Origin of the sequence: Nostoc cycadae WK-1, from assembly GCF_002897135.1 — a bacterium.
GTDB lineage: Bacteria > Cyanobacteriota > Cyanobacteriia > Cyanobacteriales > Nostocaceae > Nostoc_B.
Map to the genome: position 1 here is coordinate 278,811 of NZ_DF978422.1, position 14,293 is coordinate 293,103.

General features: G+C 40.5%; 12 protein-coding genes. 7 read left to right on the forward strand and 5 right to left on the reverse strand.

Annotated features, from left to right (window positions below; genetic code table 11):
* Positions 1 to 28: 28 nt before the first annotated feature.
* The gene (locus NCWK1_RS03355) at positions 29 to 925 is read left to right on the forward strand and encodes an ROK family protein (protein WP_103123713.1); all 897 of its coding nucleotides are present in this window, start codon (positions 29 to 31) and stop codon (positions 923 to 925) included.
* Here NCWK1_RS03355 and NCWK1_RS03360 read toward each other — a convergent pair.
* A complete protein-coding gene (locus tag NCWK1_RS03360) occupies positions 896 to 2,032 on the reverse strand; it encodes a glycosyltransferase family 9 protein (RefSeq protein WP_103123714.1) in 1,137 nt (378 codons plus the stop codon). The genes NCWK1_RS03355 and NCWK1_RS03360 overlap by 30 nt on opposite strands.
* Before the next feature lie 212 nt (positions 2,033 to 2,244).
* Here NCWK1_RS03360 and NCWK1_RS03365 point away from each other — a divergent pair, with 212 nt between their 5' ends.
* Complete coding sequence (locus tag NCWK1_RS03365; protein WP_245894813.1) at positions 2,245 to 2,973, forward strand: MIP/aquaporin family protein; 729 nt, start codon at positions 2,245 to 2,247, stop codon at positions 2,971 to 2,973.
* 284 nt (positions 2,974 to 3,257) lie between these two features.
* On the opposite strand, the gene NCWK1_RS03375 is transcribed toward NCWK1_RS03365, so the two are convergent.
* Entirely contained in the window at positions 3,258 to 4,985 is a 1,728-nt protein-coding gene (locus NCWK1_RS03375; protein ID WP_103123716.1) for a succinate dehydrogenase/fumarate reductase flavoprotein subunit, read from the reverse strand.
* A gap of 133 nt (positions 4,986 to 5,118) precedes the next feature.
* Positions 5,119 to 5,436 carry a hypothetical protein gene (locus NCWK1_RS03380; protein ID WP_096580175.1) on the reverse strand — a complete coding sequence of 106 codons (318 nt, stop codon included), beginning with the start codon at positions 5,434 to 5,436 and terminating at the stop codon, positions 5,119 to 5,121.
* 811 nt (positions 5,437 to 6,247) lie between these two features.
* On the opposite strand from NCWK1_RS03380, the gene NCWK1_RS03385 reads away from it, so the two are divergent.
* From NCWK1_RS03385 to NCWK1_RS03405, 5 genes are all read left to right on the forward strand, one after another.
* Positions 6,248 to 10,699, forward strand: coding sequence for a WD40 domain-containing protein (locus NCWK1_RS03385; RefSeq protein WP_103123717.1), 4,452 nt, complete (start codon positions 6,248 to 6,250; stop codon positions 10,697 to 10,699).
* Positions 10,700 to 10,723: 24 nt separating this feature from the next.
* Positions 10,724 to 10,987: an AbrB/MazE/SpoVT family DNA-binding domain-containing protein gene (locus tag NCWK1_RS03390; protein WP_103123718.1), complete on the forward strand. Its 264-nt coding sequence runs from the start codon at positions 10,724 to 10,726 to the stop codon at positions 10,985 to 10,987.
* A complete protein-coding gene (locus tag NCWK1_RS03395) occupies positions 10,974 to 11,363 on the forward strand; it encodes a type II toxin-antitoxin system VapC family toxin (protein WP_103123719.1) in 390 nt (129 codons plus the stop codon). The genes NCWK1_RS03390 and NCWK1_RS03395 overlap by 14 nt, the downstream gene beginning before the upstream one ends.
* A gap of 174 nt (positions 11,364 to 11,537) precedes the next feature.
* Positions 11,538 to 11,789 (forward strand): type II toxin-antitoxin system Phd/YefM family antitoxin, encoded by a 252-nt coding sequence (locus tag NCWK1_RS03400; RefSeq protein ID WP_103123720.1) that lies wholly within the window; start codon positions 11,538 to 11,540, stop codon positions 11,787 to 11,789.
* Positions 11,786 to 12,172 carry a type II toxin-antitoxin system VapC family toxin gene (locus tag NCWK1_RS03405; RefSeq protein ID WP_103123721.1) on the forward strand — a complete coding sequence of 129 codons (387 nt, stop codon included), beginning with the start codon at positions 11,786 to 11,788 and terminating at the stop codon, positions 12,170 to 12,172. The genes NCWK1_RS03400 and NCWK1_RS03405 overlap by 4 nt, the downstream gene beginning before the upstream one ends.
* Before the next feature lie 80 nt (positions 12,173 to 12,252).
* Here the strand turns inward: NCWK1_RS03405 and NCWK1_RS03410 are convergent, their stop codons facing one another.
* Together NCWK1_RS03410 and NCWK1_RS30360 are read right to left on the reverse strand one after the other, a co-directional pair.
* On the reverse strand, positions 12,253 to 13,536 hold the full coding sequence (locus NCWK1_RS03410) for an IS1096 element passenger TnpR family protein (RefSeq protein ID WP_103123722.1): 1,284 nt from the start codon (positions 13,534 to 13,536) through the stop codon (positions 12,253 to 12,255).
* A 151-nt stretch (positions 13,537 to 13,687) separates the two neighbouring features.
* The coding region (locus tag NCWK1_RS30360; protein ID WP_187308039.1) for a calcium-binding protein at positions 13,688 to 14,293 on the reverse strand (606 nt) is incomplete at its 5' end.

Consider the following 14,293-nt stretch of genomic DNA (forward strand, 5'->3'; position numbering starts at 1 on the left):
GTACTTGCCCTGTTTTGGATGTGCAATTGTGGATCAACCGGAAGTAATTGGGATTGATATTGGGGGAACAGCAATTAAGTTGGGGCGGTTTAGCCAAGATGGTACGTGCTTAAAATGTTTAACTGTGGCGACTCCCCAACCAGCTACACCAGAAGCCGTTTTAGCGGTGATAGTAGATGCGATCGCCCAAATTGACCCTGATAATCAAACTATAGCTATTGGTGTAGGTATGCCTGGCCCTGCTGATGCGGCTGGACGTATTGCCAAAATCGCGATCAACTTACCTGGATGGCTAGATGTACCTTTAGCTGAATGGTTAGAAATTAAAACAGGTAAACCCACGGTTATTGCTAATGATGCTAATTGTGCGGGAGTAGGAGAAGCTTGGTTAGGTGCGGGGCGCAACTTGCAAAATTTTATTCTGTTGACCTTGGGGACAGGCGTTGGTGGTGCAATCATCCTGGATGGTAAGCTGTTCATTGGGCATCAAGGAGCAGCTGGCGAATTAGGTTTAATTAGCTTCAAGCCTGAAGGGCCAATGTGTAATAGTGGCAACCAAGGCTCGTTAGAACAATATGCCTCAATTATTGCTATTCGTCGCCGTACCGGAAAAGAACCTGACCAATTAGGTGCTTTAGCCCAAGCTGGAGATGCTGAGGCTTTAGCCTTTTGGCAAGAATATGGCAGAGATTTAGGTATTGGTCTAGTTAGTTTAATTTATGTTTTAACACCACAAGCGATCGTTATTGGTGGCGGGGTTAGTGCTAGTTTTGAATTTTTCTTACCAGCCGCCAAGGTAGAAATTGAGCGGCGAGTTATGTATACTTCCCGCACAGGGTTACAAATTTTGCCAGCCCAATTGGGCAATTCTGCGGGAATGGTAGGTGCTGCCAAATTAGCATGGCAGAAAATTACTGCTGAGTAAAAGACCTTGAAGTTGATGAATCACTGACTCAGGAGAAAGATATGCCATACAAGGATGATTATCTAATAAACACTCTTTATTTTTAAAAGAATTCTCCTGACATAAAGTACATTTAAAATCTGAAATAGTCAGTTTTACGTGTGGTTGCCGAGATGCCCAAAGTCTGATAGGGCTTGCGCCATCACCATCAACATCATTCCCAAAAACTGCCAATGTTGGGCAACCTACAGCCGCCGCAATATGCAGAGGGCCGGAATCAACAGAAATACATACTTTTGTGCTGCGAAAAGCACCTGCTAGTTCAATTAAAGAAGTTTTTCCTCGCAGATCAATAATACTTGTTGTCTCCAACAAATATTCTTCAGTATGACCAGCATTATACAAAGTTTGCTGCTCTTGGGGATGGCTCCCAATTAAGCCAATTGTTAATCCTTGAGATTCACACCAGTTGATAACTTGTTGCCAATAATATACAGACCACATTTTTGCCGGACGTGTAGCAGTCACATGAATTAATACATCAGGCACTAAAAAATGAGGTTCTTGACTGGGTAATTCTAGTTGATAAAAATCAGTTTCTATATATGCAACTCGACAGAATATTTCGCTGATATAGTTGCTTTTTAGGATATCTTGATGTCTTTGCAAAAACTCTCGGCTATTCCAATCTTTATCTAGTAATATTTTGTGTATTGGATGCTCTGCTACTTTGAGTTTGTCACGGAAATCTAAAGATAAAGCAACGCCTGCAATATAAGTAGGGCGGATAGCACTAATCATAACTAAATTGATTTCACTAAATCCATCACAATTAATTGCTAAATCATAAGTTCCTGCTATTTGTTGACGTTCTCTTACAGCTTGTGATAAAGCATCTAAAAAATCTAGTCGCTGTGTATAAAGTGAAAAACGCCAATCAATATAGGGGCAATGAATTTCAAAATCTTTGGTAGTTTCACTGCCAAAAAAATCTAGTGTGCAATCAGGATATTTATCTTTCAGCCCTCTCAATAGCGGTGTAGTAACAACAAAGTTTCCCACTTTAGTAGAAGAAAACACAGCAATGTGAGGTTTAGCGCATAGAGATTGATTTGTGAAAATCTGCATCTCGTGGATACTGGCTCAATTTATACCAAAAACGAAATTTTTCTCCAACACCTTGGCAGTTGTTTGAAAGATTGTCAAGAGCCAGAAAATACCTTCCTCAAAACGACATATAGCGTTTCTGGTTGGAGTGAGATATATTTCATTATTTAATACTTGCTTGACATATCAAGTTTTCTTGAAATATTCTTACCAACAAATGAGCTTTTTTGAAAATGTCAGGTGCAAATGTTCTCAGCAAAAGAATCTACTCAGGTTTACCAAAATTGCTGGCGCATTGCTGGCGAGAGGCTTTAGCGGAAGCAATCGGAACCTTTATTTTGGTATTTGCCGGTACTGGTGCAGTGATGGTGAATAGCATCAGTCAAAATGCTTTGACACATCTGGGTATTAGTTGTGTGTTTGGTGCTGTGGTGGCGGCGTTAATTTATGCGTTGGGACATTTAAGCGGCGCACATTTCAACCCAGCGGTGACACTGGCTTTTTGGACGAGTGGTTTTTTGCCTAAACGGCGAGTATTGCCATATATTTTGGCACAATTAGGAGGAGCGATCGCTGCCTCAGTTTTACTAGTAATTAGTTTAGGAAAAGTTGGTAATTTAGGTGCAACTTTACCGTTGAATGGGAATTGGTTGCAGTCTTTAGTATTAGAGTTTGTGCTGACTTTTATTTTGATGTTGGTTATTTTCGGTTCAGGATTAGATAGACGCGCACATATTAGTTTTGCAGGGTTAGCAATTGGTTTAACTGTAGGGGTAGAAGCCGCATTTATGGGGCCAATTACTGGTGCAAGTATGAATCCGGCGCGTTCTTTTGCACCAGCATTTGTTGGCGGAATTTGGCAACATCACTGGGTTTATTGGATAGCACCAATTTTAGGAGCGCAATTAGCAGTGGTAGTTTATCGGCAACTTTCCAATAACTTTCAAGATTGTCAGAAGTAAAGGTGATCTGTACAGATGGACTGTATTAAAGTTTGTGAAATTGCGATATGAGCTATTAAACTATGAAGGCGTTGACGAGATGGTAAATGCCAAATTGAAATTTTACCATAACCAGCACTAGCAAGAATTTCACTGTTGCTACTGATGGCTATGCAGTAGATTGTAAAATATTCAGTTAATGTTAATACACATTCCCAATCCATAATCGTTTTATTTTTGGGCTATCGTAAAAAGCTTGATTGGGAGATAGGAAAACTGTCATTAAACCTACCTCTTCAATCTACTTAATATTTCCTCTCTTTTGGCTCAAACATATTAATCACCACGGGACGATATTGAATATCAATCCCTGCGGGTGAATAGTAAGCCATTGTATGTCTGAGAAAATTAACATCATCGCGCTGGGGGAAGTCTTCGCGGAAGTGTGCGCCGCGGCTTTCTTGGCGGTTTAAGGCTGATGCTAAAATAGTTTGTCCGACTACCATTAAACTTCGCAGTTCTAAAGCCTCTACAAGTTCAGTATTCCAACAACTACCTTTGTCGTCTAAGAAAACTTGAGAATATTTTTGCTGGATTTCGGTAATTTTTTCCCAACCTTCACTCATTAATTCTTGCGTGCGGAAAACGCCACAGAATTCAGTCATGGTATCTTGAAAGGCTTGACGGACTTGGTTAATGCGATACTGTCCTGGTTGTTCTAGTAAGGCTTGAATTTCTTGCTGGGCTTCTTTGATGTAACGTTGTTCTTCGATAGTAGGTAATTTACGTTTTTGCACATATTGAGCGATCGCCGCCCCAGTTCGTTTACCATAAACTACACATTCTAATAAAGAGTTACTACCTAGACGATTTGCGCCGTGAACGGAAACACAAGAGGTTTCTCCAGCCGCAAAGAAACCTTCAACGAAACTATTATCACTACTGCGGACTTGACCATCAGTGTTCACAGGTATACCACCCATACAATAATGAATTGTCGGGCGGACTGGCATTGGTTGAGTCACAGCATCAACACCGACTAAGCGGTGGGCTTCTTCCCAACAAAAGGGAACGCGACTCATAATTTTTTCTTTACCCAAATGGCGCAAGTCTAGATAGACAAAGGGGCCGCCAGCACTACCATCCAGATTCACACCACGCCCGGCGCGAATTTCGTAAGCGATCGCTCTTGAGGTAATATCACGGGGGGCTAATTCCATCCGGCTGGGTGCATAAGTCGCCATAAAGCGATCGCCTTCAGAATTAATGAGATACGCCCCTTCTCCCCGGACTGCTTCAGAAATCAGCACCCCCACTGGATACAAACCTGTGGGGTGGAACTGCACAAACTCCATATCTTGTAGAGGTAAACCTGCGATCGCTGTCATCGCCAAACCATCGCCAGTGGAGGCGTAATCATTAGATGTGGTGTTATAAACGCGACCATAACCCCCCGTGGCAAACATAACCGCTTTTGCCCTAACCACCTCAATCTGCCCATCTAATAGGTGATACATCACCACACCCTTCGCCTGACCTTCTTCCAAAACCAGGCGCATTACGTACCACTCTTGATAAATCTGCACACCGTAACGCCGCAAATTATTTACCAATTCGTGCAGAATTGCATGACCAGTTTTATCAGCTGCGTAGCAAGTGCGATTGTGAGAATGTCCACCAAAAGCCCGTTGTGCAATCCGTCCATCAGGTAAACGCGAGAACAAAACACCCAGATGTTCGAGGTCAATTACCACATCTGGCGCTTCTTTGGCAAGAATGGCTACTGCATCTTGGTCTGCTAAGTAATCAGAACCTTTAACAGTATCAAAAGCGTGTGCTTCCCAAGAATCTTCGGAATCAACATTTTTTAACGATGCAGCCATCCCACCTTGGGCTGCAACCGAGTGAGAACGGATGGGGTGAGTTTTAGCTACTACAGCAACATTTAAACTAGGGTCAGTACGGGCAATTTCCACAGCCGCACGACATCCTGCTAATCCTCCCCCGACAATAATTACATCATGTTCCAGCATAAACTAGCCCCCGACTGCAAAAAGCTGCTGTTCTATTGTAGAGATGCGATTCACAAAAAAATTCCCCGTCTGCTGACAGGGAAGTTAATTAATGCAAAATTAACCATGATTAAAATCTACTACTCCCTACTATTCAACTAGTAGCTTGGATAGGTTGTTGTTGAGAGACATTACCAGGGATAGGTGCAGTCTTAGTTCCCCGTTCTATAGCAACTAGTTCAATATGATTTAACAATGTAGTTACAAAAGCAAACAGCAAGAAAGGCAGCGATAGCAGAACAATGAGACCTACTGTTGCTAAAGCATATACTGGTCGTTTCGCACCCATCAGTGCCAAAGCTGATGCCAAACTAAGCGTAATTGTAATTAGCCAAACAATAATTTGACCATAAATATCTCCAAAGGTCAGGGTGCAGACAAACCGATAGTTTTTTATATCATTCATGTTCATTACAGTTGCCTCAAGTCTCTCCTATAGGTTCTACGTTAGAGCCATGTTTGACTACAAAACAATTTCTAAATATTTTTGCAATGTTTGTAATATCACTTCACAATTTGATTTTTTTATTACAAATATAGTTAATTGAGCTAATATCAATTCTTAATGAAGCTGCGCTCAATAAGACCTAAAGGATCGAGTCTAAAATAATCAATCATCCTCGGTGTAAATTTTTGTAAGATTTAGAACTTTTTGCTTGATTAATCAGACTTTACAAAGCAAAACCCCTTGAAATTCAACGATTTCAAGGGGTTTGCGTATATGCCAGGAACGAGACTTGAACTCGTGACACGAGGATTTTCAGTCCTAGGTAAAGTTAATACATTTCAATACTTACAGGCTAACAAATTGAAATTTACACCATTTTTACACCATTTTTAGAAGTAATTTACACTCATAAGTAAAGAAATCCAAAAACTCAAGAGAAAATTCATTCCTCTTTGAATTTTAAGTTTTGTTTCTTCATTTGTTTAAAATTTACATTTTGATATAAATCGTTAAATATGTATGAGTATTTTCAGCCATTAGGGTTCAGTTGAGCCGATCAATTGGGTTGCAATATAAGAACCAAAACAGTGAAATTTTTCGCTAACACAAGAAAATGATAGATGTTAGTGTGGCGAGAGCCGCACATCAACCTGCCAACTGATGCTCAGATAATACTTGAGAAAGTATAAAAGAAAACTTTTATAGCTCAGATATCCCTTGTAATAGTAATTAAGCGTAGTTGAGCAAGATTGCTCTGCATTTTCGGGGTGTCGTGATGAGCTTAATTAACCTGGATCTAGTCATCAACGCAATTACTAGCATTGCGAATCCTTTAATTAAAGAAAAAATTCTGCGTAATGAGACAGTAATTAAGTTACTCCAGCAATTTAACCTTGACCCAGAGCATCCACCAGCCGATTTTAGTGGTGTTTACGCCTATGCCTTAGTAGAATACGGTGTTGGTAAACCAAAACCATTTCTCGAATTATTTCGACAAGAAGCCATTAAACAAGCATTTCGCAAAGCATTAGGCCACAATAATCCCTCAATTTTGCTTTCTGAAGTTGATGCTTTTTTGGAAGCTTATACCTTGGGTGAAGAAATCAGAAACTTAGAACTGGATGTCAGACGAGAGGTAGCTGCATTTGCAACCGTGTTTATTGAAGTCGCCAAACGCAGTCGTACACCTGCTGATGTCTTAATGAGTCAGCAGATTGGATCTCTGCATAAAAGAATTGCTGGTATTCAAGAACAACTGGAGAGATTGCCCACACTGGAGGGCATTCGTACAGAAATGGCCAGATTAGCAGCCCAGAATTCTCTAGTATTAACCGAACCTGCAACTGAAAATCAGTGTAGAGCGATGTCTAACGACAAGCTGCTTCGCATCTACGCACTTGCCCAACAAATGCGAGGATGGTTTGAAACCTTGGGCTACCGCCTAGAAAAATATGAAATCTGGGCAGAAGAATATTTTGAATGGATTATTAACGTTCCAGTCCGCCGCAGTTATGACCGCATTCTTGTACGAGGCGTTGCGGGAGAAGTGAGACTGAGTGATGTTATGGCGTTGCGTCAATCAGTTAATCAACAAAAAACTGATGAAGGCTGGTTAGTAAGTACCCGTCGCATTTCCCGCGCAGCCAGGGATGAAGTCAAGAAGGAAGAAAATCGTCACCTTGACTGCTTTACATTTGACGAACTGATTGATTTAGATGCTGACTTTACTGGTTATCTTGATTGGCTAGAAGCGGAAATCAAACGCCGAAAGATTGATCAAAAATATGTCCCACTTGCTTGTACTAAAGAAGAAATTGATCCAGTAACTAAGCGGCGAATTGGTATCAGCCGTTATGAAGCAGAAGACGGCTGGATTGATGGTTACATAGACTTATGGTTGGATGACCCTGCTAAAGAACATATTTCTATTTTGGGAGAATTCGGCACAGGTAAAACTTGGTTTGTCTTTCACTATGCTTGGACAGCACTCCAACGTTACAAAGATGCTCAAAAACGTGGTGTTGAACGTCCCCGTCTACCTTTAGTAATTACCCTGCGTGACTTTGCCAAGGCTTTAAATGTAGAAAATGTTTTGGCGGGTTTCTTTTTTACTCAACACAATATCCGCTTAAATAGCGAAGTTTTTGACCAACTCAACCGGATGGGTAAATTGCTGCTCATTTTCGATGGTTTTGACGAAATGGCAGCAAAAGTTGACCGCCAACAGATGATTAACAACTTCTGGGAACTGGCAAAGGTAGTAGTTCCGGGTTCTAAAGTTATTCTCACCTGTCGTACTGAACATTTCCCCGAGGCGAAAGAAGGACGCGCTTTACTCAATGCAGAACTACAAGCCTCCACGAACAAATTAACTGGTGAAACCCCACAATTTGAAGTGCTGGAACTGGAGAAATTTAACGACGAGCAAATTCGGCAGGTGTTGTTATACCAAGCTGAACCAGCCACAGTTGAACAAGTCATGGGCAATTCACAGTTACTAGACTTAGCCCGTCGTCCAGTGATGACTGATTTAATTTTGGAAGCTTTGCCAGATATTGAAGCGGGTAAACCTATTGATATGTCACGGGTTTATCTGTATGCAGTGCGGCGCAAGATGGAACGAGATATCAAAGCAGAACGTACTTTTACTTCTTTGGCAGATAAATTGTACTTTTTATGCGAACTGTCTTGGGAAATGCTCTCTACTGACCAAATGAGTCTGAATTATCGGCTGTTTCCAGAACGTATTCGTCGCTTATTTGATTCTGTGGTGCAGGAAGAGAAAGATTTAGATCACTGGCATTATGACATGATGGGACAGACGATGCTTGTCCGCAATGCTGATGGTGATTACACTCCGGCACATAGGTCACTATTAGAGTTTTTTGTGGCGTATAAGTTTGCGGCAGAGTTGGGGGTGTTATCTAGCGATTTTACAGAATTAGCCCAAGCTCAGTCAGATTTGGATAGCGGTGCAACGCCTGTTGATTATACTTGGTCTGGTTATTTTTCGCTTCAAGGGAGTGGGGAGGTTATCGCACCACTAAAAGCATTTACAAGTGAGTCTTTAGATAAGTTGAGAGAGACAGTTGGGCGATCGCCACTAACAAAAGCGGTAATGGATTTGCTTTTACCGATGTTAGGTAATAATGAGTCCCTTATTAATGTTGTTGAAGGAACGAGGGGTAAAAGCGAAGACGAGGTAGGTTATGTCGGTGGAAATGCCGCAACTTTGATGGTTAAAACTCATAGAACTGCTTTGGAAAGTAGAGATTTTAGCAGGACGGTTATTAAAGGGGCTGATTTTACAAACGTCAGCTTATGCCAAGTAAATTTTGCTGAAGCTAATCTGAATAATTCTTCTTTCAGTAAAGATTTGGGATATGTTCTCTCTTTGGTGTTCAGCCCAAATGGTAAGTTATTGGCTACAGGAGATAATCATGGTAAAGTTCGGTTGTGGGAAGCTTTAAGTGGAAAAGAACTTCTGATGTGTGAAGGCCATACTGAGTGGATAGATGTACTCGCCTTCAGCGAACAAGGTAATATATTTGCTAGTGGTACCCGTGACCGAACAATAAAATTATGGGATATCGGAACGGGTAGATGCCTGAACACTTTACAAGATCATACTAGCTCAATACGGTCAATTGCCTTCAGCCCTAAAAGTCAAACACTAGCCAGTGCTGGTCTTGATATAACAATAAAACTATGGGACATCGACACTGGTAGATGCCTTAACACTCTACAAGGACATACTAAATCGATAAATATAATTGCCTTTAGTCCAGATGGCAAATTATTGGCGAGTGGTGGCCATGACTGTACAGTAAAGTTATGGAATATTGATACAGGTGAATGCCTGATTACCTTACAAGAACATACAGATCAAATAAGTTCAATCGCCTTTAGTACAGATGGCAAAATACTGGCTAGTTGCAGTATTGATAAAACAGTAAAGCTATGGGATATTTGCTCTGGTGAATGCTTAAACACAGTACAAAGCCATACTGGTCGAATACTCTCAGTTGCCTTCAGCCCTAAAGGTCAGATATTTGCCGATTATAGTGAGGGATATCTGAGATTATGGAATATCAGCAATAATGAACAGGTGCAAATTTTTCAGGTAAATACTGAGTGGGTGCTTTCAATTGCCATTAGTTCAGATGGTCACATGCTAGCTAGTTGCAGTAGTGACAGGACAGTAAAGATATGGGATGTTCGTACAGGTGAATGTCTAAATATTTTGCAGGGACATACCAATGCAATAGGTTCATTATCATTCAGTCCGCAAGCTAAAATACTTGTCAGTAGTAGTGGTACATCGGTGCAGATATGGGATACTCACACAGGCGAGTGCCTCAAAACTTTGCAAGAACATACCATTCGGATACTCGCAACCGCTTTTAGTTCCAATGGTAAACTACTTGCTAGTGGTAGCTATGACCAAACGGCAAGACTATGGAATATTCGCACAGGTGAATGCCTTAAAGTTTTGAGACATAACAATTGGGTGCGTTCAGTTACTTTCAGTTTAGATAGTAAAATACTCATCAGTGGTAGTGACCATATAGTAAGGTTATGGGATATTCACAGTGGTAAATGCCTTAACACTTTACAAGGACATAGCGATAGAGTTGGGACAGTTGCTATCAGTCCAGATGGTGAGACGCTAGCTAGTGGTAGCTATGACTGTACAGTAAAACTATGGAATATTCATAGTGGTGATTGCCTTAACACTTTACGAGGACATAATAGAAATGTATATTCTATGGCTATCAGTCCAGATGGTGAAATGCTAGCTAGTGGTAGCTATGACCGTACAGTAAAATTGTGGAATATTCATAGTGGTGATTGCCTTAACACTTTACAAGGACACAATAGTTCCGTAAACTCCATTGCTATTAGTCCAGATGGTGAAATGCTAGCTAGTGGTAGCTATGACCGTACAGTAAAATTGTGGAATATTCATAGTGGTGAGTGCTTTATGACCTTACAAGGTCATAATAGTTCAGTCAACTCAGTTGCTTTTGATTTGAGTGGTCAAACTCTCGCCAGTGGTAGTGAAGATCAGACAATTAAAATTTGGGATATCAAAACTGGTAAGTGCATCAAAACACTTAAGCCTAAAAGACTCTATGAGGATATGAACATTACAGGTGTTAAAGGTTTAACTGAAGTTGAAAAAGCCACTCTTAAAGTCTTAGGTGCAGTGGAATTTGAGCAATAAATATAGAACAATTTTCTACAATATATGGAAATAACAAAAGTATCAAATGAAGGAAAAGTAATTATTCCTGAAGAATTACTAAAAGCTTCAGGCTGGGAAATCGGACAGGAATTAATAGCAATTAATATGGGTGATGGGATTCTTCTCAAACCCAAGAAGCCCTTTGCAGAAACTACATTAAATGATGTTGCAGGCTGTTTAAAATATCAAGGCGTACCCAAATCTTTAGAAGATATGAATGATGCCATCCATCAAGGTATAGAGGAATTATGGCATGGTGGCAGTTGATACTAATATAATTGTGCGTCTATTGACTCAAGATGATGAATTACAGTACCAAAAGAGTCTAGAAATTTTTCAAAACCAAAATGTTTTTATACCAGATACTGTAATTCTAGAAACTGAGTGGGTACTAAGGTTTGCTTATAAGTTTAAACCTGTTGAAATCTGTACAGCGTTAAGAAAGCTGTTTGGATTGCCAAATGTCCATCTGAGTAATTCTGGCGTAGTGTTTCAGGCGTTGCAATGGCATGAATTAGGCTTAGATTTTGCTGATGCCCTTCATCTAGCCTACAGTCAGAATCATGCAGAATTTTACACTTTTGACGATAAATTTGTGAAAAGGGCTAAAGGGTTAACTACCTGTGAAGTCAAGCAGCCTTAGTAATGACTCAGTAACAAAACCTAGCTTCAGAATATGTGATTAGGCGATCGCCCACTTTGTCCCTTACATTAATTTAGTAAGAGCGATCGCATTGCCAATTCTGACACGTTTCTAATGTGCGATCGCCATAACAACTCTATGCCAGGATAATAATATCCTTGACATTAACTATATATGTACAGCCTAGAAATCCCAGAAGGTCAAGCTGAATTTGCTGAACTACTCCGTCGAGTGCGAGACGGAGAAGAAGTGATTATTTCTCAAGCAGGCACTCCTATCGCGCGTATAGTCCCAATTGCGGAACAGAAATTACCTCGAATTCCAGGTTTAGACCGTGGTCAGGTAACAATTTCCCCAGACTTTGATGCTCCCCTCCCCGACGAGGTGCTAAATGCTTTTATCAACCCAACAGAAGCAGAAGCATGAGAGCATTACTTGATACCCATACGTTTATTTGGTGGGTTATTGACGATAACCGACTCTCATCTACAGCTAGAAATATAATTGCCGATCCAGGGAATAACTTATTTTTTAGTGCTGCAAGCGTATGGGAAATTGTAATTAAAGTTCGTTTGGGTAAATTAAATTTACCAGAACCACCAGAAACTTACATTCCCAATCGGTTGACTATAAATCGATTTGAAAGTTTGCCTATTCAAATGAATCACGCTTTACAAGTCGTTAATCTACCTGCTTTACATCAAGACCCTTTTGACCGAATAATTATTGCTCAAAGTCAAGTGGAAAAAATGCCCATAATTACTGTAGATAATAAAATCACACAGTATCCTGTTGATGTCATTTGGTAGCCAAAGATAAGAATTGCTTAAAGATGAATAAAACTCAATCAGTGGCAGAAAGGAAAGGATAACCCATCACCACAGTCAAGCTATTCCTCATCGTCTCCCTCTTCACCATACTGTGCTGGTGGTTCGCCATGATATTCCAGAATCTTGGGCTTTTTCATTTTGGCATTGGCAGGCTCAATCTTTTCTAGCTGCAAATCAAACTCCCATTCATCCAGTAAATCAAAGGTAAATTGCAGATGATTTCCCACCTCAATTGGTAATTCACCTAAGCGAAAATCGTTGGTGTTAGGAGGAATATCAACAAAGGGATGAGTAAATTCAAAAATGCGCCCTATATGTATATGGTCTTTGTAAATGAATCGGTAGAGATGTTCAAAGTCAAAATCAAATGCTTCCACAACTGCTGCGGCTACTTGATCAAAATTGAGGTTGCTAGGAATGGCTATGCGTCGCCAAGCATCTAACAGCGTAACTTTAAAAGTATAAATTGCCTGCTTAAACTCTCCGTTGGCGATGACTAAGGTTTGTTCCCATTCAGGAAAGTATTGTTGGAGATATGGTTTGAGTTTTTCAAAGGCGATGCGGAAATCTAGAGAGATTTCTTCATCTTCTGGCTGTCGTTCAATTTCATCATAAATTTCAGAGAGCAAACCTATCATGGCATCTCCCCAAGGACAACGTTTTACAGTAGTGATACGCCATCCTTTAGCGGGTTCTGCTTCTCCTAGAGTGAGGTCAAGAAAACCAAATAAATGCAACAAGCTAAGATTGTGAAAGCCTGGATAATAGACTAATTTATCTTGTTCTTGATAACTATTAATGGTTAAACCTTCATCTGGAATTTCTCGCCAAAATTGGCAGCAGCGAAATAATGGTCTATAAGGATCTCTAGATTCGCCTAAGAGTTCGCTTTCTCCCCAGATTAGCCAGGATTCTAAGAGTGTGAAATATTGTTCAGTTGGGTTGAAACCTTGCGAAATTTTGAGGCGTTGTTCGTCTAAGATTAATTTGGTTTTTTTGCCTTGGGTGATAACTTGAGACAGTCCAGATGTGCGAAGGACAAAGTATAACCCGTGAATGTAGGGGTATGATTTTTGTTGGGGACGCTTGAGGTTAGTTTCAATAGGGTAACTCAAGCGAGAATTGAGTTGCTGGAGGTATTTGAGAGAGAATTGATGATACGTGCTGCTGACTTCAACGCCGTCTGGTTGGAGAAATTCTAGGACGGTTTGAAAGTCCCGCAGAATTTTTCCTGGGGAATTTTGGCTAATGCTTTGCTTTTGTAAGATTTGCTTTTTATCTTCCGTCAGGGTGGGAAGTTGTTCTCGCAGATGATTGGGAACGGAGAAAAGTCGTCTCATCATCTAATTTCAACTCTCATTTACAGGTATATGAAATGCTTTACTTACAATAGTCGCAGCTTATTTTGACTTTGCACAAACTAAAATTTAATTTGGCGATCGCCGCAACTAATAATCAAGGTAAGCTAGAAGCGATCGCTGTTGTGACTCTTGACTAGAAAATCAAGTTATTCTGGCTGAAGTTACTAGCAGTAAAGTTATTGAGTGTAACTAAGGTTGTGAAAGTTGCACTGCTACCAACACCATCAGCGTCAACTTGAATGAGAGTATTTAACCCAGATTGTATACCTCTAATGTAACCATTGGCGATGGGATTTATGCCTGTGTAGTTGAAGCTGGCTAACAGAGATTGCACTAATAGGACATCATTTGTACTGCTGAAGTCAGTGATAGTATCAGTTCCTTCACTTAGGCTGTTAAAGACAAATTTATCATTGCCAGTGCCACCAGTTAGCTTGTCGTTACCAAGACCACCAACGAGTGTATCATTACCATTACCGCCAGTCAGAGTATCATTGCCATTACCTCCATCAAGGATATCATCGCCATCGCCACCATTGAGAGTGTCATTTTCATCGCCACCAAATAAGTTATTGTTGGCGGTGTTACCTGTGATGCTGTTTCTCAAACCATTACCAGTACCATCAATGGCGTTACTGCCAGTTAAGACGAGATTTTCTACGTTATCGCCTAGCGTGAAACTAAAGCCGACGCGAACAGTATCAGTTCCCTCGTTGGCTGCTTCGATAATTTGGTCGTT

Excerpts from the sequence above, each read along its gene's own strand:
- NCWK1_RS03365 (WP_245894813.1), top strand. The coding sequence starts at position 2,245 with ATGTCAGGTGCAAATGTTCTCAGCAAAAGAATCTACTCAGGTTTACCA.
- NCWK1_RS03385 (WP_103123717.1), top strand. The coding sequence starts at position 6,248 with ATGAGCTTAATTAACCTGGATCTAGTCATCAACGCAATTACTAGCATT.
- NCWK1_RS03400 (WP_103123720.1), top strand. The coding sequence starts at position 11,538 with ATGTACAGCCTAGAAATCCCAGAAGGTCAAGCTGAATTTGCTGAACTA.
- NCWK1_RS03405 (WP_103123721.1), top strand. The coding sequence starts at position 11,786 with ATGAGAGCATTACTTGATACCCATACGTTTATTTGGTGGGTTATTGAC.
- NCWK1_RS03380 (WP_096580175.1), bottom strand. The coding sequence starts at position 5,436 with ATGAACATGAATGATATAAAAAACTATCGGTTTGTCTGCACCCTGACC.
- NCWK1_RS03360 (WP_103123714.1), bottom strand. The coding sequence starts at position 2,032 with ATGCAGATTTTCACAAATCAATCTCTATGCGCTAAACCTCACATTGCT.
- NCWK1_RS03410 (WP_103123722.1), bottom strand. The coding sequence starts at position 13,536 with ATGATGAGACGACTTTTCTCCGTTCCCAATCATCTGCGAGAACAACTT.
- NCWK1_RS03390 (WP_103123718.1), top strand. The coding sequence starts at position 10,724 with ATGGAAATAACAAAAGTATCAAATGAAGGAAAAGTAATTATTCCTGAA.
- NCWK1_RS03375 (WP_103123716.1), bottom strand. The coding sequence starts at position 4,985 with ATGCTGGAACATGATGTAATTATTGTCGGGGGAGGATTAGCAGGATGT.
- NCWK1_RS03395 (WP_103123719.1), top strand. The coding sequence starts at position 10,974 with ATGGTGGCAGTTGATACTAATATAATTGTGCGTCTATTGACTCAAGAT.